This window comes from Meiothermus cerbereus (genome assembly GCF_051297115.1).
Taxonomy (GTDB): domain Bacteria; phylum Deinococcota; class Deinococci; order Deinococcales; family Thermaceae; genus Meiothermus; species Meiothermus cerbereus_A.
Genome location: NZ_JBEVAL010000016.1, coordinates 23,481 through 47,102, shown reverse-complemented (window position 1 = coordinate 47,102; position 23,622 = coordinate 23,481). Strand labels below are relative to the sequence as shown.

The 23,622-nt window shown below is 62.3% G+C and carries 21 protein-coding genes; 12 read left to right on the top strand and 9 right to left on the bottom strand.

Annotation, left to right across the window (positions count from 1 at the left end; genetic code table 11):
• Nucleotides 1–247 precede the first annotated feature (247 nt).
• From ABWU19_RS05280 to dnaK, 3 genes are all read right to left on the bottom strand, one after another.
• Nucleotides 248–1,132 (bottom strand): DnaJ C-terminal domain-containing protein, encoded by an 885-nt coding sequence (locus ABWU19_RS05280; protein WP_435900718.1) that lies wholly within the window; start codon nucleotides 1,130–1,132, stop codon nucleotides 248–250.
• A gap of 50 nt (nucleotides 1,133–1,182) precedes the next feature.
• Nucleotides 1,183–1,737: a nucleotide exchange factor GrpE gene (locus tag ABWU19_RS05275; RefSeq protein WP_435900717.1), complete on the bottom strand. Its 555-nt coding sequence runs from the start codon at nucleotides 1,735–1,737 to the stop codon at nucleotides 1,183–1,185.
• Nucleotides 1,738–1,819: 82 nt separating this feature from the next.
• Nucleotides 1,820–3,691, bottom strand: coding sequence for a molecular chaperone DnaK (gene dnaK / locus ABWU19_RS05270; RefSeq protein ID WP_435900716.1), 1,872 nt, complete (start codon nucleotides 3,689–3,691; stop codon nucleotides 1,820–1,822).
• 254 nt (nucleotides 3,692–3,945) lie between these two features.
• Between dnaK and ftsH the strand changes: the two genes are divergently transcribed.
• Nucleotides 3,946–5,826, top strand: coding sequence for an ATP-dependent zinc metalloprotease FtsH (gene ftsH / locus ABWU19_RS05265; protein ID WP_435900715.1), 1,881 nt, complete (start codon nucleotides 3,946–3,948; stop codon nucleotides 5,824–5,826).
• A 57-nt stretch (nucleotides 5,827–5,883) separates the two neighbouring features.
• Nucleotides 5,884–7,050, top strand: a complete 1,167-nt coding sequence (locus ABWU19_RS05260) for an alanyl-tRNA editing protein (RefSeq protein ID WP_435900714.1) — start codon at nucleotides 5,884–5,886, stop codon at nucleotides 7,048–7,050.
• Nucleotides 7,051–7,085: 35 nt separating this feature from the next.
• Here ABWU19_RS05260 and ABWU19_RS05255 read toward each other — a convergent pair whose 3' ends face one another.
• Nucleotides 7,086–9,290, bottom strand: coding sequence for an MMPL family transporter (locus ABWU19_RS05255; protein WP_435900713.1), 2,205 nt, complete (start codon nucleotides 9,288–9,290; stop codon nucleotides 7,086–7,088).
• Between the two features lie 257 nt (nucleotides 9,291–9,547).
• Between ABWU19_RS05255 and ABWU19_RS05250 the strand changes: the two genes are divergently transcribed.
• The gene (locus ABWU19_RS05250; protein WP_435900712.1) at nucleotides 9,548–9,802 is read left to right on the top strand and encodes a hypothetical protein; all 255 of its coding nucleotides are present in this window, start codon (nucleotides 9,548–9,550) and stop codon (nucleotides 9,800–9,802) included.
• A 173-nt stretch (nucleotides 9,803–9,975) separates the two neighbouring features.
• On the opposite strand, the gene ABWU19_RS05245 is transcribed toward ABWU19_RS05250, so the two are convergent.
• Together ABWU19_RS05245 and ABWU19_RS05240 are read right to left on the bottom strand one after the other, a co-directional pair.
• Nucleotides 9,976–10,326, bottom strand: coding sequence for a P-II family nitrogen regulator (locus ABWU19_RS05245; protein WP_435900719.1), 351 nt, complete (start codon nucleotides 10,324–10,326; stop codon nucleotides 9,976–9,978).
• A 10-nt stretch (nucleotides 10,327–10,336) separates the two neighbouring features.
• Nucleotides 10,337–11,698, bottom strand: coding sequence for an ammonium transporter (locus ABWU19_RS05240; protein ID WP_435900711.1), 1,362 nt, complete (start codon nucleotides 11,696–11,698; stop codon nucleotides 10,337–10,339).
• Between the two features lie 248 nt (nucleotides 11,699–11,946).
• Here ABWU19_RS05240 and ABWU19_RS05235 point away from each other — a divergent pair, with 248 nt between their 5' ends.
• The 3 genes from ABWU19_RS05235 to ABWU19_RS05225 all read left to right on the top strand — a co-directional run bounded on the left by ABWU19_RS05235 (nucleotide 11,947) and on the right by ABWU19_RS05225 (nucleotide 15,540).
• On the top strand, nucleotides 11,947–12,852 hold the full coding sequence (locus ABWU19_RS05235; protein ID WP_435900710.1) for a DeoR family transcriptional regulator: 906 nt from the start codon (nucleotides 11,947–11,949) through the stop codon (nucleotides 12,850–12,852).
• A gap of 48 nt (nucleotides 12,853–12,900) precedes the next feature.
• On the top strand, nucleotides 12,901–13,593 hold the full coding sequence (locus tag ABWU19_RS05230; RefSeq protein WP_435900709.1) for a molybdenum cofactor biosynthesis protein: 693 nt from the start codon (nucleotides 12,901–12,903) through the stop codon (nucleotides 13,591–13,593).
• Nucleotides 13,594–13,863: 270 nt separating this feature from the next.
• The gene (locus ABWU19_RS05225; RefSeq protein WP_435900708.1) at nucleotides 13,864–15,540 is read left to right on the top strand and encodes a 30S ribosomal protein S1; all 1,677 of its coding nucleotides are present in this window, start codon (nucleotides 13,864–13,866) and stop codon (nucleotides 15,538–15,540) included.
• Between the two features lie 153 nt (nucleotides 15,541–15,693).
• On the opposite strand, the gene ABWU19_RS05220 is transcribed toward ABWU19_RS05225, so the two are convergent.
• Nucleotides 15,694–16,767, bottom strand: coding sequence for an aminopeptidase (locus ABWU19_RS05220; RefSeq protein WP_435900707.1), 1,074 nt, complete (start codon nucleotides 16,765–16,767; stop codon nucleotides 15,694–15,696).
• Between the two features lie 148 nt (nucleotides 16,768–16,915).
• Between ABWU19_RS05220 and ABWU19_RS05215 the strand changes: the two genes are divergently transcribed.
• The 6 genes from ABWU19_RS05215 (at nucleotide 16,916) to ABWU19_RS05190 (ending at nucleotide 21,774) form a co-directional block, all read left to right on the top strand.
• A complete protein-coding gene (locus tag ABWU19_RS05215; RefSeq protein ID WP_435900706.1) occupies nucleotides 16,916–18,220 on the top strand; it encodes an E3 binding domain-containing protein in 1,305 nt (434 codons plus the stop codon).
• A gap of 129 nt (nucleotides 18,221–18,349) precedes the next feature.
• Nucleotides 18,350–18,844: a hypothetical protein gene (locus ABWU19_RS05210; protein ID WP_435900705.1), complete on the top strand. Its 495-nt coding sequence runs from the start codon at nucleotides 18,350–18,352 to the stop codon at nucleotides 18,842–18,844.
• A gap of 18 nt (nucleotides 18,845–18,862) precedes the next feature.
• Nucleotides 18,863–19,234, top strand: a complete 372-nt coding sequence (locus tag ABWU19_RS05205) for a hypothetical protein (protein WP_435900704.1) — start codon at nucleotides 18,863–18,865, stop codon at nucleotides 19,232–19,234.
• Between the two features lie 11 nt (nucleotides 19,235–19,245).
• Complete coding sequence (locus ABWU19_RS05200) at nucleotides 19,246–20,526, top strand: PEGA domain-containing protein (protein WP_435900703.1); 1,281 nt, start codon at nucleotides 19,246–19,248, stop codon at nucleotides 20,524–20,526.
• A gap of 198 nt (nucleotides 20,527–20,724) precedes the next feature.
• A complete protein-coding gene (locus ABWU19_RS05195; RefSeq protein WP_435900702.1) occupies nucleotides 20,725–21,288 on the top strand; it encodes a YeeE/YedE family protein in 564 nt (187 codons plus the stop codon).
• Between the two features lie 3 nt (nucleotides 21,289–21,291).
• Nucleotides 21,292–21,774: a DUF6691 family protein gene (locus ABWU19_RS05190; RefSeq protein WP_435900701.1), complete on the top strand. Its 483-nt coding sequence runs from the start codon at nucleotides 21,292–21,294 to the stop codon at nucleotides 21,772–21,774.
• A 5-nt stretch (nucleotides 21,775–21,779) separates the two neighbouring features.
• On the opposite strand, the gene ABWU19_RS05185 is transcribed toward ABWU19_RS05190, so the two are convergent.
• Together ABWU19_RS05185 and ABWU19_RS05180 are read right to left on the bottom strand one after the other, a co-directional pair.
• Complete coding sequence (locus ABWU19_RS05185; RefSeq protein ID WP_435900700.1) at nucleotides 21,780–22,442, bottom strand: tRNA (adenine(22)-N(1))-methyltransferase; 663 nt, start codon at nucleotides 22,440–22,442, stop codon at nucleotides 21,780–21,782.
• Nucleotides 22,423–23,613, bottom strand: a complete 1,191-nt coding sequence (locus ABWU19_RS05180) for an anion transporter (RefSeq protein WP_435900699.1) — start codon at nucleotides 23,611–23,613, stop codon at nucleotides 22,423–22,425. The genes ABWU19_RS05185 and ABWU19_RS05180 overlap by 20 nt, the downstream gene beginning before the upstream one ends.
• Between the last annotated feature and the right edge of the window lie 9 nt (nucleotides 23,614–23,622).

Sequence of the window (23,622 nt, the reverse complement as noted above, 5' to 3'; positions counted from 1 at the left end):
CTTAGAAATCGGTCCCTCCGTGTCCCTGTCCATGTTTTTCAACTTTTGTCGTGTACTTAGGCAATCTTCATAATCATTGAGCCTGTGAAGAGTGCGATATATCGCTAGCGCCAGACCCCAGGAGGTATTAAATGTCTTTGATTTGTTCTTTTTGTTGGGGCCCCCACCTGAAGCTGCGCCAGTAGCTGCCCTTGCATCCGGTCGGCTTTGACCTGCCCTAAACAGAAAGCTTCAGGTGGGGTTCATATTAGTGGGCTTTGCTCAGCTCGGCCAGCTGGGCATACAGGCGCTCTTCTTCGGGGCTGGGGTGGGTCGGAATGGTCACGCGAACCTCGGCATACTGGTCACCCCGGCTTTTGTCTTTGCGCGGCCAACCTTTGCCGGTCAGGCGCAGCTTGCGCCCGGTTTGGGTTCGCCTGGGAATGGTGATTTCTACCGGGCCGTCGAGGGTCTGCACCCGCACCTTGCCCCCTACCACCGCAATGGGCGCCGGTACCTCCACAACGGTGTAGATGTCGTCGCCCTCCAGGCGCATATCGGGCCTGGATTGCAGCTTGACGTGCAGGTACAGATCGCCCCCAGCACGCCCTTTTCCGGCCAGGCGAATCTTCTGGCCGTCCCGCACCCCCGCTGGAATGCGTACGGTCAGGCGCTCAGAACCAATGGAAATGGTTTTTTCGCCGCCCCGGTAGGCCTCCTCGAGGCCCAGGGGTAGTTCGGCCTCGAGGTCGCCTGCCACCCGCGGGCCCCGGCCCGGAGCCTGCTCAAACAGGTCGCCAAAGCCGGTAAAGCCGCCCCGGCCACCCCCCAGGTTGCCAAAAAGCTGCTGGAAGAAGTCGGAGAAATCCCCTACATTTCCGCTAAAACCACCAAAGCCGCCCTGCCCCGGTGGGGGGCCCTGCCAGCCTGCACTACCGGCAGCTGTGCCATAGGCATCGTAGTAGCGGCGCTTTTCCGGGTCGGACAGAACCGTGTAGGCTTCGTTAATCTCTTTGAACTTCTCTTCGGCCCCCGGCTCTTTGCTCACATCCGGGTGATACTTGCGGGCCAGCTTCTTAAACGCCTTCTTTATTTCGTCTTCGGAAGCGTTTTTAGAGACCCCCAGGATTTTGTAGTAGTCTTTGTAGGCCATAGGCTCACCTGTGCGAGTAAAGCTCGGGCTCGAGGGCCGAAAACCAGGGCCTAACTGCTTTCAGCATCCGGTTTCTGGTCTTCAACCCCCTCGGGCTTAGCACCGCTTCCAACAACCACCCGGGCAGGCCGCACCAGCAGGTCGCCATACTTGAAGCCCTGCTGGTAGACGTGCACCACCTTGCCTTCTTCGCCCTCTACAGCCCCGATGGCCTCGTGGTAGCGCGGGTCAAACTCGGCTCCCACCCCCGGCACCGGCTCGACACCGAGGCTTTTGAGGTTGCGGGCAAAGTTTTCCAGCACGCTCCTGACACCCGGAATCAGATCCTCGGGCTTCACGCCAGCAAAACCCAAAGCCCGCTCGAGGTCGTCCAGGGTTCCCAAAAGTGCCCGTACGGCATCGAACTTGCCGCTGCGTTGGGCGGCTTCAAGCTCGTGCAGCATGCGCTTCTTGTAGTTTTCGAAGTCGGCGTACAGGCGCAGGAATTTGTTCTTGGAGGCCTCGAGCTCCGCTTTCAAAAACTCCACCTCGCCCTTGAGGCGCTCCAATTCGGGTATATCGTTTTGTACCTCTGGGGATTCGACCACAGTCTCTTTGTTCTCCATACATCGCACCTCTGTAAAGGGCCGAAGGTGGGGCGCAGGGTACGGCTCGAGCCAGCCTTCCCCCCACCCCACCTTATGCGGCTTAGTCAGCCGGTTTGTAGTCGGCGTCAATCACGTCGTCGGACTTGGGGGCGCTGCCCTGGGCCTGGCTGCCTGTGCCCGCTGCCGCACCCTGCTCGTAGGCCTGCAACGCCGCCAGCAACTCCTCGGTAGCCTGGCGCAGATCGGCGTCGGAGCCGTCGGTATCCACCAGGGACTTGGCCTTGCTCACGGCAGCCTCGAGGCGGCTCTTGGCCTCGGGGGTGCTCTCCTTCTCGCTCATCACCCGCTCGGCCTGGATGCGCGCGGTATCGAGGTTGTTCTTGAGGTCGGCGTGCTCTTTGCGCTTGCGGTCAGCTTCGGCGTTGGCCTCGGCTTCCTTGACCATCCGCTCGATCTCCTGTTCGGAGAGGGTGGTGGTGTTCTGGATGGTGATGGAAGCTTCCTTGCCGCTGGACTTCTCTTTGGCAGTTACGTGCAAGATGCCGTTGGCGTCAATATCGAAGGTGACTTCAATTTGGGGCATGCCAGCAGGCATGGGCGGGATGCCGTCCAGGCGGAAGCGGCCCAGGCTCTTGTTATCGGCGGCCATGGGACGCTCGCCCTGGAGCACGTGGATCTCCACCGAGGGCTGGTTGTGCTCGGCTGTGGTGAAGATTTCCGACTTGCGGGTCGGCACAGTGGTGTTGCGTGGAATCAGCACCGTGCAGACCCCACCTTTGGTTTCCACACCCAGCGAGAGCGGGGTCACGTCCAGCAGCACCACGTCTTCCACGTGCCCGGTCAGCACACCAGCCTGCACCGCAGCGCCCAGGGCCACCACCTCGTCGGGGTTAACGCTGCGGTTGGGCTCCTTGCCCAGCATCTCTTTCACAATCTGCTGCACCGCCGGCACACGGGTAGAACCACCCACCAGCAGCACCTCGTCAATCTGGCTGGCGCTGAGGCCCGCATCCCGCAAGGCTTGCTCCACCGGACCGCGAATTTTCTTCAGCAGGGGCTGAATCAGCTCCTCGAACTTGGCCCGGGTGAGCTTACGCTCCAGGTGCAAAGGGGTCTTGGAGACCGGGTCGAGGCCGATGAAGGGCAGGCTGATGGTGGTCTCGGTCACCGCCGAGAGCTCAATTTTGGCCTTCTCGGCAGCTTCGATCAAACGTTGCAGGGCCTGCCGGTCGGCCTTAAGGTCCACCCCGCCCGACTCCTTCTTAAACTCTTCAGCCAGCCAGTTCACGATTGTATGGTCAAAGTCGGAGCCGCCCAGGTGGGTATCCCCCGCGGTCGACTTGACCTCGAAGACGCCCTCGCCGATCTCGAGCACCGTCACGTCGAAGGTGCCACCCCCCAGGTCGAAGACCAGCACGGTTTCGTGGCCTTTCTTGTCCAGGCCATAGGCCAGTGCGGCGGCAGTGGGCTCGTTGACGATGCGCAAGACCTCGAGGCCGGCAATCTTGCCCGCGTTGGCGGTGGCCTCGCGCTGGGCGTTGTTGAAGTAGGCCGGTACGGTAATGACCGCCTTGGTAATCTTCTCACCCAGCTTCTTAGAGGCGTCGTCTACCAGCTTGCGCAGAATCATGGCCGAAATTTCTTCGGGGGTGTACAGCTTACCTGCAATGTCTACCCGAACCCCGCCATCGGGGCCCTTAACCACCTTATAGGGCACGCGCCTGGCTTCATCCTGCACCTCCTCCCACCGGCGCCCGATGAAGCGCTTGATCTCGAACACGGTGCCCTCGGGGTTAAGCACGGCCTGGCGACGGGCCACCCGGCCCACCAGCTGGTCGTTCCCCTTGTAGGCCACCACACTTGGGGTGGTGCGCTCGCCTTCGGCGTTTTCCAGCACCACCGGACTACCGCCTTCCATGATGGCGATTACGCTGTTGGTCGTTCCTAAGTCAATTCCTACGGCTTTTGCCATATATCCTCCAATGGCCGCACTAAGCACGGCTCACTTGCTGAATATGATAGCTCCTATTAGAGCTATAGTCAATAGAGTTGAGTGTACCATTATCAAGTTTGCCAGCCCGTGGAACCCATCCCCCCAGGCCAGGGTTGCCATAACTCGACCACAAAAGCAACCCAGGGCTGTCCTCGAGGGAAAACCCGAACCTTGGTCAACACGGTTCTTTTAACTACCTTTGTACCCGCGATTCAGTGTACGCTAAAAAAACAATGAACCGCCTGCCGCTCAACTTATGGTTTATCTTACTTGCTGCTATTGTGATTGCCTGGGCCTTTAGCCTGACCGCCAATCAGCAACCCACCAATCAGGTGGCCTATACCACTTTTCTTAACGAAATTGACCAGGGTCGGGTAGCTAAAATTGCGGTAGATGGGCGGCAGCTCAACGTAACCCGCCGGGAAGACGGCGACCAGTACATCACCTTTGCGCCGGGCCTGGTAGACACCAGCACCATTCGCGAATGGGGCGAAAAGAAAATCCAGGTAGAGATTGCTGCACCCAAACGGGAAAATCCCTTGCTTGGCTTCCTTATTCCGCTTTTGCTCATCGGTTTGTTAATAGGAATTTTCATCTTCTTTTCCCGCAACCGTGGCCCTTCGGGCGACAACGCCTTTAGCTTCACCAAGAGCCGGGCCAAGGTGCTGACCGAAGCACCCAAAACCAGCTTTAAGGACGTGGCCGGGTGCGAGGAGGCCAAAGAGGAACTCAAAGAAATCGTGGAGTTTCTCAAAGCCCCGGCCCGCTTTCACGAGATGGGGGCCCGCATCCCCAAAGGGGTGCTGCTGGTAGGGCCACCCGGCTCGGGTAAAACCCACATTGCGCGGGCGGTGGCGGGTGAGGCCAAAGTGCCCTTTATCGCCGCTTCGGGCTCGGACTTTGTAGAGATGTTCGTGGGGGTGGGGGCGGCCCGGGTACGTGACCTGTTCGAGACCGCCAAACGCCACGCCCCCTGCATCATCTTCATTGACGAGATTGACGCCGTGGGCCGCCGCCGTGGGGGCGGAATGGGGGGCGGCAACGACGAGCGTGAGCAGACCCTCAACCAGCTCCTGGTTGAGCTCGACGGTTTCGAGAAAGATACCAGCATCATCATTATGGCCGCCACCAACCGCCCTGACGTGCTCGACCCCGCCCTCTTGCGGCCAGGCCGCTTCGACCGTCAGGTGGCCATAGACGCCCCCGATGTGCGGGGCCGCGAGCAAATCCTCAAGATTCACGCCAAGGGCAAGCCTTTGGCCGAAGACGTGGATCTGGCCCTGCTGGCCAAGCGCACCCCTGGGTTTGTGGGGGCCGATCTGGAGAACCTGCTCAACGAAGCCGCCCTGCTGGCCGCCCGCGATGGCCGCAAGAAAATCACCATGAAAGACCTGGAAGAAGCCGCCGACCGGGTGCTGATGGGGCCGGCCAAAAAGAGCATGGTGATTACCCAAAAAGACCGCGAGGTAACCGCCTACCACGAGGCTGGACACGCCCTGGCCGCGCACTTCCTCGAGCATGCCGACAACGTGCACAAGGTTACCATTGTGCCGCGGGGTCGGGCCATGGGCTTCATGATGCCCAGCCGCCAGGACACCCTGCACTGGAGCAAAAAGCGCCTGACCGACCAGATTGCCGTGGCCCTGGCGGGCCGGGTGGCCGAGGAGCTGATTTTCGACGACGTAACCACCGGTGCCGAGAACGACTTCCGTCAGGCCACCGACCTGGCCCGGCGCATGATTACCGAGTGGGGTATGCACCCCGACTTTGGCATGGTGGCCTACCAGGTGCGCGAGGACACCTACCTGGGCGGCTACGACACCCGGCAGTACTCCGAAGACACCGCCCGGCGCATTGACGAGGCCGTGCAAAAACTGCTGCAAGAGCAGCACGACCGGGTACTGCACCTGCTCACCGAGAAAAGAGAGGTGCTCGAGCGGGTGGCGCGGGTGCTGCTCGAACGCGAAACCCTTAATGCCGAAGAGTTTGTGCGGGTGGTGGAAGGCCAGGAGCTGGAAAGCCTCGAGGCTTTCGGCGAACCCCCCAAAGACAAAGAAGAAAAAGAGCCCCCGCGGGTTGTGCCCAAAATCAAGCCCAACCTGGGCGGGGCCTGATGCCCTAGAGCCGGGCTCCCGCCGGGCAAAGGTCTGCTTTTTGGGTAAGCTGTCAGCGTGCGAGGCTACTGGGAACAACCTTACGCCAGTGAGTTCGAGGCCCGGGTGGTGCGGGCCTGGAGCGAGGGCGGGCAGCACTACGCGGTGCTCGATCACACCCTCTTTTACCCCACCTCGGGCGGCCAGGCCTGCGATACCGGCAGCCTGGGGGGGGTGGCGGTGCTGGAGGTGCTCGAGGGCGCCAAGGCCAGCGGCAACGTTATTCACCGCCTGGAAAGCCCCCTTTCCGAAGGGCAGAGCGTGGTGGGCAAGCTCGACTGGGCACGGCGTTACCGGCACATGCAGCGCCACACTGCCGAACACATGCTGGGCCAGGCTTTTTTGCGGGCCGCGGGCTGGAACGTGGTGGCGGTCAATATGAGCAGCCCGGTCTGCACCATGGACTTTGATGGCGAGCCCGACGAGGCCGTGGTTCGCCAGGCCGAGGCCTTAGCCAACTGGGCGGTGTATGCCAATACTGCGGTGCGCGCCTACTTCATAGACGAGGCAGAGGCCCCAGCCCATGGCCTGCGCCGCGCTCCCAAAGTGGCCGGAACCATCCGGGTGGTGGAGATAGAACACTGGGACAGGGTAGCCTGCGGCGGCCTGCACGTGGCCCGCACAGGCGAAGCCGGCCCCATCAAAATAACCCGCTTCGAGCGTTACAAAGGCGGCACCCGCATCTACTTTGTGGCGGGCTGGGAGGCCCTCGAGCTTTTCGACCAGGAACACCGCCTGCTTGCCCGCCTGGGCGAGAAGTTTAGCTCGAGCCCCCTGGAACTGGAAAAGCCCATCGGCAACCTGCGCGAGGAGTGGTACAGGGTACGGGCCGAAAACGCCGCCCTCAAAGACGAGCTGGCCGAGCGCATCATGCGCGAGCTGCTGGCCGAGTTCCCCAACCTGACCATGGCCGCCCAGGTGCCCCACACGGTGCTGGACATGGTGGGCAAGCGCCTGGCCGAGTGGCCGGGGGTACTGGCCCTGCTGGTTGCCCAGGCCGAGGACAAAGCCCGCTACGTACTGCTCAAACACCCCACCCGCAACGAGGACCTGCAAGCCATCTGGGAGCAAGCCCTAAAACCCCTGGGGGCCAGAGGCGGGGGGGCTCTGGTCAAGCTGGGGGTGCTGCCCCTGGCCGCACTGCCCAAAGCCCTGGAGGCCTTCAAAACCGTAGCCCAGGCCTGAAGCAAGCAGCCCTCAAGCGGATGCCGGGGCTCTCTTCAGGGCTCGAGGCTCACTTTTGGCATTACCCGCTGCAGGGGTTCGGGCAACCACCAGTTCCACCGCCCTGCCAGCACCAGCACCGCCGGCACCAGCACCAGACGTACCAGGGTGGCATCGAGCAAGACCGCAAAAGCCAGGCCCAGGCCAATGGTCTTGTTGGCCACCACCTGCCCAAAAACAAAAGCCGAGAACACAATAACCATGATCAGGGCCGCGCTGGTAATCACCCCCGCGGTGCGCTCCAGGGCATAGCGCACAGCCTGAGGGGTCTCCATTCCGGCCAGGTGGGCCTCCTGCACGCGGGAAAGCAGAAAGATTTCGTAGTCCATCGAGAGGCCGAAGATCACTGCAAAAAGCACAATGGGCAGCGAGCTATCTATGCCCCCCACATCGGTCGGGGCCCCCACCAGACCGGCCCCCCAGCCCTCCTGGAAGACAAGGGTGATCAGGCCGTAGGCCGCCCCCACCGTGAGGGTGTTCATCAGGATGGACTTGAGGGGAATCACCAGGCTGCGGAAAGCAGCCGCCAGCAGGACAAAGGTCGCCACAAAAACCGTCCCGATGGCCGCAGGCATGGCCCCCACCAGGGCCTGGGTAAACTCCATCGAACCCACCGGCGCACCCCCCAGCAGCACTTGCTCGAAGCCGGCGCTTCTGGCTTCCTGTTTGAGCCTTGCGTACCAGTCGGGGATGCTGGGCGCACGAACAGCGTCCCGGGGGATAACAGTCAGGCGCAGGTAGCGGCGGTTCTGGCTGATGTACTGGCTGGATAGGCCCACCAGCTCGGCAAATCCGCCCTGGGCCTCTTGCCGCCCAGCCAGGAAGGGTGAGATCACCAGCCGCACCTCGGGCCAGGCTGAGATACGGGCCTCGAGGTCGCGCCAGCGGGCCCGGTTTTCCGGGGTGAAACCCTCCTGGCCCAGGTCGAGCAGCACCTCGAAAGCATCCAGGGCCCCGCCCAGCTCGAGCTGCCGGATGAGCTCGAGGCCCTTGCGCGACTCCACATTAGGCCCCAACCCAAAAGCACCTGTATAGCCCAGCTTCATCTGGGTCATCGGCCAGGCCAGAGCCAAAAGCAGCCCGGCCACCCCAAACGACCACATCCAGGGGTGCCGCATCACCCTCCCGGCCCAGCGGCCCCAGAAGGGGCTGGCCTGCCCGCTGCTGGTGGCCCTGAAGGACCAGCGGCGCGGTGAGTTAACCCGTTCGCCCAACAGTGAAAGGATGGCCGGGAGCAGGGTAATCGAGGCCAGCACCGTCAGGGCAATGGACATCACCCCACCCACCCCCATCGAACGAATAAAGGTCAGATCGGGCACCAGCAGGGCCCCCATGGCAATGGCCACCACCAGCCCGCTCGAGGCCACCGTCCGCCCGGCGGTGCGGGCGGTGATGGCCGCTGCAGCCTGCGCCGAACGGCCAGAAGCCAGCTCCTCACGAAAGCGGTTGACCATCAAAAGGGCGTAGTCAATTCCCGCCCCCAGGGCCAGCATGGTAATCACCGAAAGAGCGAAACTGCTTACCTCGCCGAACTGCGTCAGAAAATACAAGCAGGCCAAACCCGTGGTGATGGCCACCACCCCCACCATCAGGGGTAGCCCGCTGGCCACCAGGGCCCCAAAAGCCAGCAGCAAGACCAGCCCGGTCAGGGGAAGGGCCATTAGTTCGCTGCGCTTGACATCGGCTTCCAGCAAATGCAAAAAGTCTTTGGTAACGGCGGTAGCCCCCGTCACATAAAAGCGAATTTCGGAGGTCTGGGCTGCACGGGCCTCGCGCCGCAGGGCCTCAATCACGGCCTCTCCGTCTTCCAGACGGGTATCCAGCAGGGTTGCGGTCACTTTGCCGTCGGCGCTTTTTTGCTGCAAAGGGCTGGGTGCGTCGTAGCGGCTCAAGCGGATTACACCCTCGAGCCCCGCTATCCTGGCAATTAATTGGTTGTACGCCTGGCGAAAACGGGGATCGCTTTCGGGCAGGCTGGATTCGCTTACCAGCACCGTGCGGTCGACCGAAGGTAGGGCAAAGTCCTCGGCCAGAAGCTTTATCACCTTCTGGGCTTCGCTGTTTTTCACATCGCTGGCATTGGCCACCAGACCTTGCGGGGCCAGGCGGGCCGCAGGTACCGCCAGCAGCACCAGCACAACCCATACCAGAATGACCTGGAGCGGGTAGCGGGTAACCAGTTGAGCAAGGCGGGCAAACATATCAGCAAAAACCTGCTCAATATGCTCTTTTCTTCACAAGAAGACAAGGGTGAAAACTGCAATTGTTCGGCTTGCCTTGGCAGCAGGTGTCCACTCCCCAGCAAACCACCCGGTGGGCTGCCGCAAGGCCCCTGTGCCCTGCCTTTGGGTTTCTCACTGCCACACCCACATGTACGCTGCCTGGCCTGCGGCGCAATACAGCAACTGTCGTACCGGATACTCGAGGGAATCGCTCCCAGGGGTCATACTATACCTCGATGGATTTGATTGTAGCTGCGCTGCTTCTGGGCCTGGTGTTCTATTTTCTCTTCCGGGTGTTGCGGGGGGTGCTGCCAGCAGGCTTTAGCGCCCGGTTCGGCCCGCGCAGTATGCGGCTGCTGCACAGGCCCGAAAGGTGCCCTGTCTGCAAAGATGTGCTCAACCCCTCCGAAGCCGCCGCCTTGCGCCAGGGCAGGCGAAAATGCCCCGAAATGGCCCGCTGCCCCTATCAGCGAAACCGCTGGTTAAACTGAGCCGGTTCGACAAAAAAAGCCAGGTGGTGTCCACCTGGCAAAGTGGTTTCTCCAGATTTGAAATGCAAGATGCTGTTCCGAAAGATCGCTTTAGGAATTGCGCCAGGTACGCATAGACTCATTCCGCGGGGTTTTGCCAATCTACCCTGGCACAACTGGTACAGCAAAGGGCTTTATGAAACCGGCGTGACGGCAGCAGTGTCTTGCTCGCCAGTGCGAATGCGGTAGACCTTTTCTACTGGCAGCACGAAAATTTTGCCGTCACCCACTTCGCCAGTACGCGCCCCCTCCATAATGGCCCGCACAGCTGGCTCCACAAAGTGATCCGAGACGCCGATTTCCAGCCGCACCTTCTCCGAAAGCTCCATCTTGACGGTAGTACCCCGGTAGGTCTCGACCCGCTCAGTCTCGCCACCGTGGCCTTGTACCCGGCTAATCGACAGGCCCCGCACCTCGGCTTTAAAGAGGGCTTCCAGAACATCGTTGAGCTTCTCGCTGCGGACGATAGCAACAATCAATTTCACCATACCCTCCTTAGTCGGTACCACCCACAGGCTTGGGCCTGGCCGCTGGCACAGGGGTTTCGCTTTTAAGCAAAATTGCGCCCTCGCCACTGGTGTAAGCCTCTTCGCCGTGCTGGGTGATATCCATACCCACCCCTTCTTCCTTGGCTGCGGCCTTGAGCGGAATAATGGCCCCCACCAACTTCAGCAACACAAAGGTCATGGCGGCGCTGAAAACCACCGCAATCAGCACAGCAAAAGCCTGAATCAGCACCTGAGCAGGATTGCCAGCAATCAGGCCATCAAACAGACCGTTGACCGATTTCTGCGCAAAAACCCCGGTCAGGATGGCACCGGTAATGCCACCCACGCCGTGAGCTGCAAACACATCGAGCGAGTCGTCCAGGCCGCTCCTGGCCCGCCACAACAGCACGTAGTAGCTCGGGAAAGCCCCTATCGCACCCATCGCCAGGGCAAAGAGGGGTGAGACAAAGGCAGCCGCAGGGGTTATCACCACCAGGCCTACCACAATGGCGGTAGCCAGACCCACAGCGGTCACGCGGCCTGTGCGCTTAAGGTCGATCAGCGACCAGGCCACAATGGTAGCTGCCGGAGCCAGAATGGTATTGGTCAGGGCCAGGCCAGCGGTTGCGCTGGCTGCCCAGGCGCTGCCCGCATTGAAGCCAAACCAGCCGAACCACAGCAAGGCCGCCCCCAGAAGCACAAAGGGCACGTTGTGGGGCAGGATGGCCTGCCGCCCAAAGTCTTTACGGGCCCCCAGTACCAGGGCTGCTACTAAGGCGGCAATCCCCGAGTTGATGTGCACCACCGTACCGCCGGCAAAGTCCCACGCCCCCAGGTCGGCCAGGAAGCCGCCGCCCCAGACCCACTTGGCAAGGGGGGCATAAACGAAGAGGCTCCAGAGGGTGATGAACAGCAAAAAGGCCGGGAAGCGCATCCGTTCTACCACCGCGCCCGAAATAAGGGCAGCCGTGATGATGGCAAAAGTACCCTGGAAGATCATCCAGAGCATGTGGGGGATGCTGATGGCAGCGATGGCCCCTTTGTTCTCCAGGCCGACGTTGTTCAGGAACAAGTAGCGCAGGTCGCCGATAAAGTTGCCCTCACCCGAGAGCGCCAGGGTATAGCCCAGCAAAGCCCAGGCTACCGCCACGAAGCCCAGCGCCGCGAAGCTCATCATCATGGTGTTGAGCGCGTTCTTGGAGCGCACCAGCCCCCCATAAAAGAAAGCCAGCGCGGGGGTCATCAGCAGCACCAGGCCGGTAGCCACCAGCATCCAGGCGGTATCGGCAGCGCTGAGCTCGAGGTCCTCGGCAAAGGCCAGGCTTCCTAGCAGGGCCAGCAAAAACAACGGCATTCGAAGGTTTTTCATCAACCCTTCACCTCCTGAGCAAAAGGCTAACGGCATGTTGTGCAAATTGTCAATATGTTTTGTAACAAATGTTCATATTTTTGATTACATATTGCAGATTAGTTCGATATATTTGTTGATTGTTTGATTATTTTGTGCAATATGTATACGCACACAGAGCCGACTCGAAATCCCCGTGGCCCTCACCCCCACAAATGCAACCCGACATACCCCCAAAGGCCGGTTTGGTTCTAAACTAGAAGTTGAACATGACCGAACGGCAACGGCGCATACTGCACCTTCTGGTGGATAGCTATATCCAGACCCAGGCCCCCGTAGCCTCGGGGGTACTGGCCCAGCAGTTGTCGCTGTCGCCAGCCACGGTGCGGTACGAACTGATTGAGCTCGAGCAGCAAGGTCTAATCGGCAAACCCCACACCTCAGCAGGGCGCGTCCCTACCCGCGCCGGCTTCCGCCACTATGCGCTCTCCAAACTGCCACCCAGCCCCCTGCCCCAGGTCACGCTGGACAAGCTGGCCCAGGTGCTGGATGGCGCTGGCTCGAGGCGGGAAGCACTGCTGGTGCAGGTGGCTTCCAAGCTCGCCGGCTACCCGGCCATGCTGCGGCTGCGGCCCCAGCGTGCACCCAAACTGTTGCAGGTGCACCTTTCCAACCTGACACCCGGTAAGGTACTGGCGGTTGCGGTTCTGGAAGGCGGGCGGGTGCGCGAGGCCCGCATCGAGCTGTCCTTCACGCCTACCGAAGCCCAGCTCAGCGAAGCAGAGCAGCGCCTGCACAAAGCCGCCGAGCCAATCAGGGCCAGCACCCCGGCCATGATGGAGCTATTCGAATCCATCGGAAGGGCCTTCGCCCAGGGTAGCCAGGAGGAGTACCGCGAGGGAATGGGCCTCTTGCTGAGCGAGCCGGAAGCCCAGAACCCCCTGTTCTTACGCCAGGCCATTGCGGTATTCGAGGCCCCCAGCGACCCCACCTTTACCCCCCCAGGCGGCATGAACGTTCGGGTGGGTGAGGAGGAAGGGCTTTCGCTGGTGCAGGCCGGCATCAAAGTTAACGACCAGGTGGGCGAGCTTACGCTTTTGGGGCCGGTGCGTATGCGCTACGAAAGGGCCTTATCGGTGGCTTTTACCATGAGCCAGGTCTACATGGGAAAGTGAGCGCCCGGTTCTGGACACCCGGCCCATTAATCCGGACAATCTTTAACTATGCGTGTACAGGTATTGTTATTTGCCCTTTACCGTGAGCAAGCAGGGCAGGCCCGGCTGCAGCTCGAGCTGCCCGAAGGTTCCAGCGTAGCCGACGCCAAAGCCCTGCTGGAAGCCCAGTACCCCCTACAGCTCACCGGTGGGCTGGCTGCCATCAACGAGCAGCTCGCTCAACCCGGCGACCCCCTGAAGGACGGCGACGAGTTGGCTTTCTTACCCCCGGTATCGGGTGGCTCCACACAAAGCCAGGCCACCGCCAACGACAACTTTGGCCTAACCTATCAGGCTTTGGCCGTGCAACCCTGGATAGACTGGGCCTCCGACGACCCCTATGGCGCAGTCATCAGCTTTCTGGGTACCACCCGCAGCCCCAACAAAGGCCTGGCCGTCACCCACCTGGAATACGAAGCCTACCCCGGCATGGCCGAAAAGGTCATGCAGCAAATCATCGCCGAGATGCGCGCGCGCTGGGTGCTGGGCCGGGTGGCGCTCTGGCACCGCCTGGGCCGGGTTCTGCCCAGCGAAGGCTCCATCCTGATTGTGGTCTCGGCGCCCCACCGCCCCGAGGCCTTCGAGGCCTGCCGCTATGCCATTGAGCGGGTCAAGCAGATTCTGCCGGTGTGGAAAAAAGAATTTCTGCCCGATGGCTCCTATTGGGTAGAAGGGCACGCACCCGAAGGGCACCGGCTTTAGCCCTGCGCGCCATTCCGCCAACCCGCAGCCGGGCATGGCCCCAAAGTATGAGAAAACCCGCCCCAGACTGGCTATCCACTCATAGTCAATTGGGCTTGTCGCGTTGGACAAATGCGAACACCTGTGCTATAAATGACAGGTATGTCTCAGCGTAGGGTTTAGTACCCCTGGGGAGACAATCCGTCGCGCAGACCACCAAAACCTGGCCCCAGAGCAATCTGGGCGGAGTTTTGGCGCGATAAACGGCAAAGGCAGAGAGGAAACAGGCGAATGGAAGACCAAGCTACCCAGACTCCAGTGGAAACTGGAAAAGAACCCCAAGTTTTTAGCATGGAGCAAGCCCTGCAAGATGCAGAGGCAAGGCTCGAGAAGACCGTCCAGCGCGGCCAGATTGTCAGCGGCAAAGTGGTGCTCGTCACCAACGATGGCGTAATGGTAGACATCGGGGCGCGCACCGAAGCCATCATTCCGTTCAACCAGCTCACCGAGGAGAACCTGCCCGAAGAGGAACTCAAGAACCTCCTCAAGCCAGGCGACACCGTAACCGCCTACGTGGTGCGGGCCGACCTCGAGAACGGCCAGGTGGTGCTCTCCAAAAAACGGGCCGAGGCCGACCAGAGCTGGGTCAAGATTCAAGCCCTCCACGAGCAGGGCCAGCCGGTGATGGTGGAGGTGAAGGAAAAGGTTAAGGGGGGACTGGTTGCTACCATCGAAGGAATTCGTGCCTTCCTGCCTGCCAGCCAAGTGGATCTGAAGCGCACCCCAGACCTCGACGAATATGTGGGCCAGAAATTCCTGGTCAAAATCATCGAGCTTAACCGCAAAAAGGGCCGGATTATCCTGTCGCGGCGCACGGTTCTGGAAGCTGAGCAAAAAGCGGCCCGCAGCCAGATACTCGCCAGCCTGAAGGAAGGCGACATCGTCGAAGGGCAGGTCGTCGAGGTGACCGAGTTTGGCGTGTTTGTGGCCCTGGGCGGCGTGGACGGCCTGGTACACCGCAGCGAGATTACCTGGGGCCGCTTCAACCACCCCAAGGACGTGGTGCAAAAGGGCCAGACCGTCAAGGCCAAGGTGCTCTCGGTGGACACCGAGCGCGAGCGGGTCAACCTCTCGATGAAGGCCCTCAGCGAAGACCCCTGGCTGACCGTTTCGGAAAAGCACCCCGTGGGCTCCAGGCTCACCGGCAAGGTGGTAGGTCTGACCCAGTTCGGGGCTTTCGTGGAAGTGGAACCCGGCCTCGAGGGTCTGATTCACATCTCCGAGCTGTCCTGGATCAAGCGCCCCAAGCACCCCGGTGAGATCCTGAAGGAGGGCCAGGAAGTGGAGGCCCAGGTGCTGCGTATCGACCCCGTCGAGCGTCGGCTCTCGCTGGGCCTGAAGCAGACCCAGCCCGATCCCTGGAAGAGCCTGCCCGACCGTTACCCCCCCGGCACCCCGGTCAAGGGCAAGGTTACCGGCCTCACCGACTTTGGTGTGTTCGTGGAGATCGAGCCTGGCATCGAAGGCCTGATCCACGTCTCCGAGCTGGCCTACGAGCGCATCGAGAAGCCCTCCGACATGTTCAAGAAGGGTGACGAGATCGAGGCCGCCATCCTCCAGATTGACCCGGTGGAACAGCGCATCAGCCTCTCACGCAAGCGCCTGCTGACCCCACCCCCTCAGGCAGTCGGCGCCCCCAGCGGCGAAGAAGGCGAGGGCCGCAAAGGCCGCCGCGAGGGCAAGGAAGGCGAGCGCCCCAAGCGTGGAAAGGGCAAGGGTGGTTCCCGCGAAGGCCGTGGCCGCGACCGCGACTACGACTACGGCCTGGGCGGTGGGGCAGCAGCCTACACCAACTACGACCCCAGCGTGGCAACCGCCTCCAACACCAACGTCAAGCTGGGCGACGTGTTCGGCGACCTCCTGAGCCAGCTCACCCTGGAAGAGGACAAGGACAAAGAAAAGGCCTGACCTTTACAGCAATAAAAAGCCGCCCTCTTGGGGCGGCTTTTCCTTATGGGCACTGGGTATAGCCGCACAAAAAAGTTCGGCCTACCTGGCCTGGCCCCGTCATTACCGCACGCTTTACAGGCGTGGCCTCCCATCCGGTTTGTGAAGAGCACCCTATAGCCCCACAAACTGCCCGTTTTCCTGCAACACCTCGCCATCGGCCAAAAGCCGCCCGCCCTGGCGCAGATCCAGAATCAGGTCCCAGTGAATCGAGGAGGTGTTGCTTCCGCCGGTCTCGGGGTAGCTCTGGCCCAGCGCCAGGTGCACTGTGCCGCCGATTTTTTCGTCGTAGAGAATCAGGCCGGTGGGGCGGTTGATGCCAAAGTTGGTGCCGATGCCAAGCTCTCCCAGGTAGCGGGCCCCAGGGTCGGCCTCGAGCATCCTTTGCAGGTATTCCCCCCCGGTTTGAGCGCTGGCCTCCACCACCCGGCCTTCCCGGAAGCGCAGCCGCACCCCCTCCACCCGCTGCCCCGAAACCACTGTCGGCAGGTTAAAGCGCACCTCACCCTCGGCAGAGGCCTCGAGGGGGCCGGTAAACACCTCGCCGCTGGGCATGTTGCGCTTGCCATCGGAGTTAATCCAGGTGCGCCCTTCCACCACAAGCCGCAGGTCGGTTCCGTCGGCCTGGATACGGATCTCCTTTACCTTTTGCAGCCGCTCGATGAGGGCGGCCTGGAAGGCCGATAGTTGGTTCCAGGCCGCGATGGGGTCGGGGCGGTCGAGGTATAGGGCCCGCTCCACCAAGGCCCGAAAAGCGGCGGTGGACATGCCCGCCTGCTGGGCGTAGCCCGCGGTGGGGTACAGGGTCAGGCACCAACGCTTGCGGGCTCGCTTTTGGATGTAAGGCCGCCACCCGGTGCGAAACTGCGCGATGCGGGCCGGGGGCACCTCGCTGAGCTCGAGCGGGTTCAGGGCGCTCTCGATGCGCAGGCTGGCGTCTACGTGTTCCATCAGCGCCATCTGGGGCGCCGGGGTCTGGTTCAGCCAGGCCTCGCCATACAGGAAAAAAGGCCTCGAGACCGCCGCCGGGAAAAGCTGCACCACAGGGTAAGCGCCGCACTGCAAAACCACCTCCTGCAAGGCCTCGAGCAAAGGTAGCGCAGCGGCTTCGGCTTCAATCAGGACGGTCTGGCCCGGCTGTAAGTCCAGGCAGTAGCGGGCCAACAGAGAGGCAAAACGGCTTTCCATACCCCCAGGTTATACCCATCGAGAAAAACTTCCATCCCTGAAGCGCAACCGCAAAAACTGAGCACCCAGCTCTGTTTTTAGGCCCTGGAGGGCCCTCTAGCGCATATGCACGTGAATATCGTGGCATCTGCGCTATGATGTAGAAAGCATGAGCGAAGTCAAAATCACCCCGCTGGCCCGTCGTCTGGCGGAAGAAAACGGCATAGACTGGCGTCGAATTAAGGGCACCGGCCCCGATGGCACGGTGGTCGAACGGGATATTCTGGCTTTTCTGGCAAAGGTAATGGCCGGTGAGGTTAATCTGCCCCCAGCCCCCGAAGAAGCCGCCCCTCCCCCCGGCGCCATTCCCGATATGACCCAGGCCCAGGCCCTTTTGCAAAAGGAGGGGGTACAGCTTGGCGATCTGGTGCCTTCGGCGCCCGCTTCCCCAGCCCCGCCGGTAGAATCGGCCCTGCCCACCCTGGAAGACATCGAGTTTGACCTCGACCTCGACCTGGACACAACCCCTCCCCCGGCGCCTCCGGCTGCGACCGCCTTCGAGGAAGCCCCCACCCTGGCCCCCGAGCCCGAAATTGTGCCCAGCTTCGACGAGCCCGAGCCGCTTACACCCAGCGAGCCCCTTCCCCCGCTCCAGTGGGAAGAACCCGAGCCCTTCCCTCCCCCCATCAACCCGGTAGCGGAGGTCAACCCCGCGCTGGCCGATCTGCCCCCGCTGCCCCCCGAGGCCGACCTCGAGCCCTCCAGCACCTCTCCCAAGCTCATCTGGGAAACCCAGGAGGTTCTGACCAATCTGGAAACACCCGCGCCTGCACCCAGCCCTTTGCAGGCCGGCATGAGCTTCACCAACACCCCGACCCCCTTCCCCGCCGCCGAGCTTCCGGAAGAAGCACCCCCCGTGGCCCCCGAGGAAGCCAGCGCTCCCGCAGAAGAGCCCGCCCCATCCCCTGCCCCAGCAGAGGAGATGGGTGCGCCTGCCCCCTCCCCGACCATGTTGCGGATACAGGCCTGGCAGCGCCTGGTGGCAATTGGCCCGGCCCAGGAGGCCGCCCAGACCCTGAGCGAGGCCTGGAATATGGAAGTAGGGCTCGAGGCCCTGCTCTACCGCGCAGCCGACAAAGCCCTGGCCGATACCCAGACCCCCCTGCGCCCCACCAAAGGCAGCCTCGAGGGCAGCGAACTCAAAAGCCTGCGGGTAGCCCCCTCTCAGTCGCTACGCGGCGCCCTGGACTCCCTGCGCATGGCCTCCGACCCCGCCGAAGGGCTGGTGGTGCTCTCGCTGGTGGATAGCGCCTTCGACCAGGTCATCTTCCCTGGCCGCTCTACCCTTACCCTGGGCCGGGCCAACGCAGGCCACGCCCTGCTCACACTTAGCGGCGATATAAGCTCCGAACTGGCCGCAAAGCTGCTGGAACGGGTGGCCTACTACCTCGAGCGCCCCATCCTGCTGGCCTAACCCTTTAGTATAGCCCGGCAGTTGTGCAAAACTTGTAATAAAGTCGTCTGACAGCAAGTTTGATTAACTTCGCTTAAGAAAGTACGTCCACAACTAGGCACAGGGGGGGGCTTGTGCTAGGCTCGAGGCATGAGAAAACCCCTCTGGATTCTCTTGTTTGGCATCCTGGCGCTCGCTTTGTCGAGCTGTGTGATTGTTGCAGACGAAACCTTTGAGTTCGAGAGCAACTGGCGTCGCACCTCCGATGGAGCCTACGTTTTCTGCACCAACAAGGAATCCCGCATTTTTTACAGCTTCAGGGGACCCGCCCCCAGTCAGATTCAGAACGTTATCGAGACTTATACAGGCATCATATCCGGAAGAGTGCACCAGGAGCAGCGCAGTGTAAATCAACTGACCTATTCGGGCGGAAGATATACCTTCGAGGGCATACTCACCTTTGGTCAAAATGGCATACCGCAAAGCCTGCCTGCAGGCGTCAGCCAGCAGGCCATCGTGGTTACTCCTATCACGCCCCCACCCTCCAATACTGGCATTACCACCGTCACGGTCACGGTTACAACCACCAGCGGCTTTTCATACTCCGGCGCTTATGTCTACGACGTCTACTCCAACTGCCCGTAGAAAGGACGCTTGAATCCTATGTTTCGCCCTCTCTTGCTTCTCTTGCTGGCTTTTGCCCTCTCATCGTGCATTTTGCTGATAGAAGAGGAACCCCAGCGTCCTGTGCAGCCGGTAACCCCCGCTACCCCGGTGCAGCCTGGCATCGTCACGCCCGGCCCCGGCAGCTTTACCTACCGTTGTAGCGGCGGTACGCTGGTGGTGAACTACCTGGACAGCAACAACCTGCGGCTCTTCTACGACGGGGCTTTTCAGAGCCTGAGCCTGGTGCGGCGTAGCCCCACCCTGCTGTTTAGCGGCGGGGCGGGTGGGGCCTATACCTGGGAGTGGACGGGCAGCCGTGGCACGCTTAGCGTGCGGGGCCAGGTGGTGCTGAGCAACTGCGCCCTGTAGGAGGTCACAATATGCGCTACTTGCTTGGAATTCTAACTTTATTGGGGCTGGCGCTGGGCCAGGCCCTCACACCCAAGAGCATCATCGTCAACCCCGCCCCACCCCCCGACCTTCAGGTGCGGGTATGGGTGGACAAAGACCCCAGCAAGACCGGCAACCCGGTGTACCAGTTTGGCGAGCCCATCCAGATCTCGGTGCAGGTCACCCAGCCCGCCTATGTCTACCTCTTTAGCGTGCGGGCCACCGGCGAAATTAGCGGGATTCTGCCCAACGCCTTCGAGCAGCAAAACTTCCTCCGGGCCGGAGAGGTGCGTACCTTCCCCGGCCCTGGGGCCCGCTACACCTTTACCGTGGAAGGCCCGGCGGGGCAGGACCGGGTGCTGGCGGTGGCCAGCCGCCGCCCGCTGGATGTCTCCGAAATCATCAACATCCAGACCGGCGAGGCCCGCCTCCAGGGCGAGAGCAACCTGGCCCGGGCCCTCTCGATTGTGGTTACGCCCATCCCCACCAACGACTGGGTCTCGGACGAGGCCTACTACATTGCCGGGCAGCTCCCTCCGCCTCCCCCCAGTACCGGCACCCTGTCGGTGAACAGCATCCCCAGCGGGGCCCAGGTGCTGATTAACGGGCGGCTGATGGGCAACACCCCCCTGACAGTTGAGTTGCTACCGGGTACCTACAACCTCGAGCTCCGGCGCAGCGGCTACAACCCCCTGCGCACCTCCTTTACCATCCAGGCCGGGCAGGTCACCCAGCTCAACCTGCCGCTCATCGCCACGCCCCCACCCACCGGCGTGCTGGCGGTGGACAGCACCCCCCGGGGGGCCGAAGTGCTGCTGAATGGCCGGGTGGTGGGGGTAACCCCGCTCAACCTGAGCCTGAACCCCGGCACCTACACGGTGGAGCTGCGGCGCAGCGGGTTTAGCCCCTTCCGCACCCTGGTCACCATCCAGGCCGGTCGCACCACGCGCCTGAACATTAGCCTGGTCAGCATCGCGCCGCCCCCGCAGCCGGTGCAACCCGTCCAGCCTGTACAACCCGTGCAACCCGTCCAGCCGGTGCGCCCACCCTCGGGCTCCTTTACCTACACCTGCCAGGGCGGCACCCTGGTGGTGAACTACATCAGCAGCAACCAGGTGCGCCTGTTCTACGACGGGGCCTTCCAGACCCTGCCGCTGGTACGCAGCGGGGCCGAGCTGGTTTACTCCAACAACACCTACACCTGGGAAATTGGGCAGGTGGGCCGCCTGATCGTGCGGGGCCAGGTGGTGCTGTCGAACTGCCGCATCTAGCCTTGTTGACCTCGAGCCACCCCAGCGGCTCGAGGTTCTCTTTTTGCCGGTCATCGCACTCTTCACAGACGTTGCCTCCCATCCGGGAGGCAACTGTGCTGTGCAGGACAAAGCAATCAAGCTGTGTGCAGCACAGTATTTTTTGAAGAGCGCTCTAGTTTACAATCTTTGTCAGTTTTTGTTGGATGATAGAGGACTATGGAATGGCTCACCCAGCCCTGGCCCTGGTACGTGGCCGGGCCTCTGATTGGCCTGAGCGTACCCCTGTTGTTGCTGATGGGCAACCGGCGTTTTGGCATCTCCTCCTCGCTGCGGCACGTGTGCGCGGCGCTGGGCAGCCGGCTGCCCTTCTTCCGGTACAACTGGCGGGCCGAAAGCTGGAACCTGGCCTTTGTGCTGGGCATCGTGCTGGGGGGGTTTGTGGCGGGGGTGCTCCTGGTCAACCCCAACCCGGTGCAGCTCAATCCCCAGACCGTGGGGGCGCTAGAGCAGATGGGGGTCTCGGCGGATTCGGGCTTTGTGCCCAGGGAACTTTTTTCCTGGCAGGCGGTGTTGAATCCGGCAGGCTTCTTATTTTTGCTGCTGGGCGGCTTCTTGATTGGCTTTGGGGCCCGCTGGGCGGCGGGCTGCACCTCGGGCCACTCCATTACCGGTCTGGCGGCGCTGCAACTGCCCTCGCTGCTGGCAACGCTGGGCTTCTTTGCGGGCGGACTGATAGCGGCCCACCTCGTCCTGCCCTGGGCGCTTTTCTGGCTGAGGTGAACAATGGCGCTTCCCCTCCGGGATGAGTTCGAAGTACAGACACCGGCGGGCTCCGGTAGCAGCTCAGGCCTACTGACCTACGTACCGTACCTGCTGGCGGGGGCTTTTTTTGGCCTGGTGGCCATCCGAAGCGAAATTGCCTCGTGGTACCGCATCTACGAGATGTTCCGCTTCGAGTCGTTTCACATGTACGGGGTGATTGGCAGTGCGGTGCTGACCGCCCTGCTCTCGCTGTGGCTCTTGCGGCGGCTGGGGGTAAAGTCGCGCGACGGCGAGCCCCTGCACGTTCGCCCCGCCGACCCGGGGCGCTACCGCTATGCGCTGGGTGGGGTGGTGTTTGGGCTGGGCTGGGGGCTGGTGGGGGCTTGCCCCGGCCCCATCTACGCGCTTTTGGGCAGCGGCTACGCCGGGGCGGTGGTGATTTTGCTGGGGGCGCTGCTGGGCACGTATGTGTACGGGCGGGTGCAGCAGCGGCTCCCGCACTAAGTTTGTTAGAACCCTTGCAAAAGCGCCAGGGCCTGCTCTATGTGCTCGAGCTCGAGCCGCACCGGTTCCACCTGCGGCAGTCTGGCGAGCTGCTGCCGTCGTGCCAGCAGCTCGGCGCTGAGCAGGGGGTGCTTGCTTTTGAGCAGCAAAGGCCCAAAGCGCAGGGCCAGCTCGAGCGGCAGCCCGCTGTAGGCCGCGCAAGCGCCCCGCTCCAGGGTGAGGATGCTATAGCGCCAGAAGCCCTCCACCATCTGCTCGTTGACCAGGGCATAGCCAGCCTGTAGCGCCCACTGGCGCAGCGGCAGGGCGCTGTCGTTGGGCTGGAGCACCAGGCGGGGCGGTAGCCGGGCTGGGTGGGCCGAGAGAATCCGAACCATCAGGCGGGCCCCCATCCCGCACAGGCTGAGCGAGTCGGCCTCGCCCGCTTCCAAAGCCCCCAACCCGTCGCCCAGGCGCACCTGGGCACAGAGGCCCTCCAAAGCCCGCCTGGAGTTTTCCCAGGGCCCTTTGTGCTTCTCCACCACAATCACCCGCTGCACCCGCCCGCTCACAAGCAGGTAGCGGGGCAGCAGGGCGTGGTCGGAGCCAATGTCGGCGTGGGTGGGGGCGCAGATTTCCTGGGCCACCGCTGCCAGACGGGGCTCGAGTTTAGCGGTAGATCCAGGCATAGGCTAAAAGCAAGGTCAAGAACGTAAGCGGCAGGCCAAAGCGCAGGTGCTCCAAAAAGCCCAGGTGGTGGCCCTCGCGCCGGGCAGCCTCGGCCACAATCAGGTTGGCTACAGAGCCCAGCAGGGTCAGGTTGCCCGCCAGGGTAGAAGCCGCCGCCAGCAAAAGCCAGCCCTGGATGTCGCCCGCCGGTATCAAAGGGTACAGGAGCAGCACCGCTGGAACATTGGAAATCAGGTTGGAAAGCAGCACCGTCACGCCCGCCAGGCCGGGGGCGGTGGTGGTCAGGGGCTCCATCAGGGACAGGAGGCCCAGCTCCCGCACCGAGGCCGTTACCATAAACAGCCCCGAGAACAGCACCAACAGCTCCCAGTCTACCCGCATAAAAAAGCGTTCGGAGCGAATCCGGCGGCTAAAAAGCAGCAGCCCGGCGGCAATCAGGGCGGCCTGGGCCAGGGGGTAACCCAGCACAAAAGCCGCCAGCAGGGCCAGGGTAATCCAGAGGCCCTTGAACAACAGCGCCCGGTTGAAGCGAAAACGGAAGGGGGGCAGGGGCGGCAGGGGGGCCCGCGAGCGCACCGCCGGATACAGCGCATACAACAGCCCCACCTGCACCAGCAAGCCCAGCAGGGCCACCGGGGTCAGGGCCGCGGCAAACTCGAGGTAGGTAATCTTCGAAAGGCTCCCCACCACAATATTCTGGGGGTTGCCGGTCAGGGTGGCTACGCTGCCCAGGTTGGTGGCCCCGGCCAGGGCCAGCAGGTAGGGCACCGGCGGCAGCCCCAGGCTGCGGGTGAGGGCCAGCACCAGCGGGGTAAAGAGGATGGCAATGGTGTCGTTGAGGAACAAAGCCGACAGAATGCCCGTGCCAAAGGTCAGCCAGACCAAAAGGCCCAGCGGCGAGCGGGCCAGGTGCACCAGCCCGTTCAGCACCAGTTGAAAGAAGCCCGCATAGGCCAGGTGGGCATTGAGCACCATCACCCCGAACAAGAAACCCAGGGTATGGGGCTCCAAAGCCCGCCAGGCCTCCTCGAAGTCGAGCACCCCCAGCACAATCAGGAAGGCCGCGCCGGTAAGCGCAATGGCCGCCCGGTTCATGCGGTAGCCCGGCCAGTAGCCCAGGCCTAGGCCCAGGTAGGTGAGCAGCAGAACAGCATAGGCCAGCGGTTCCACCGCTTCATC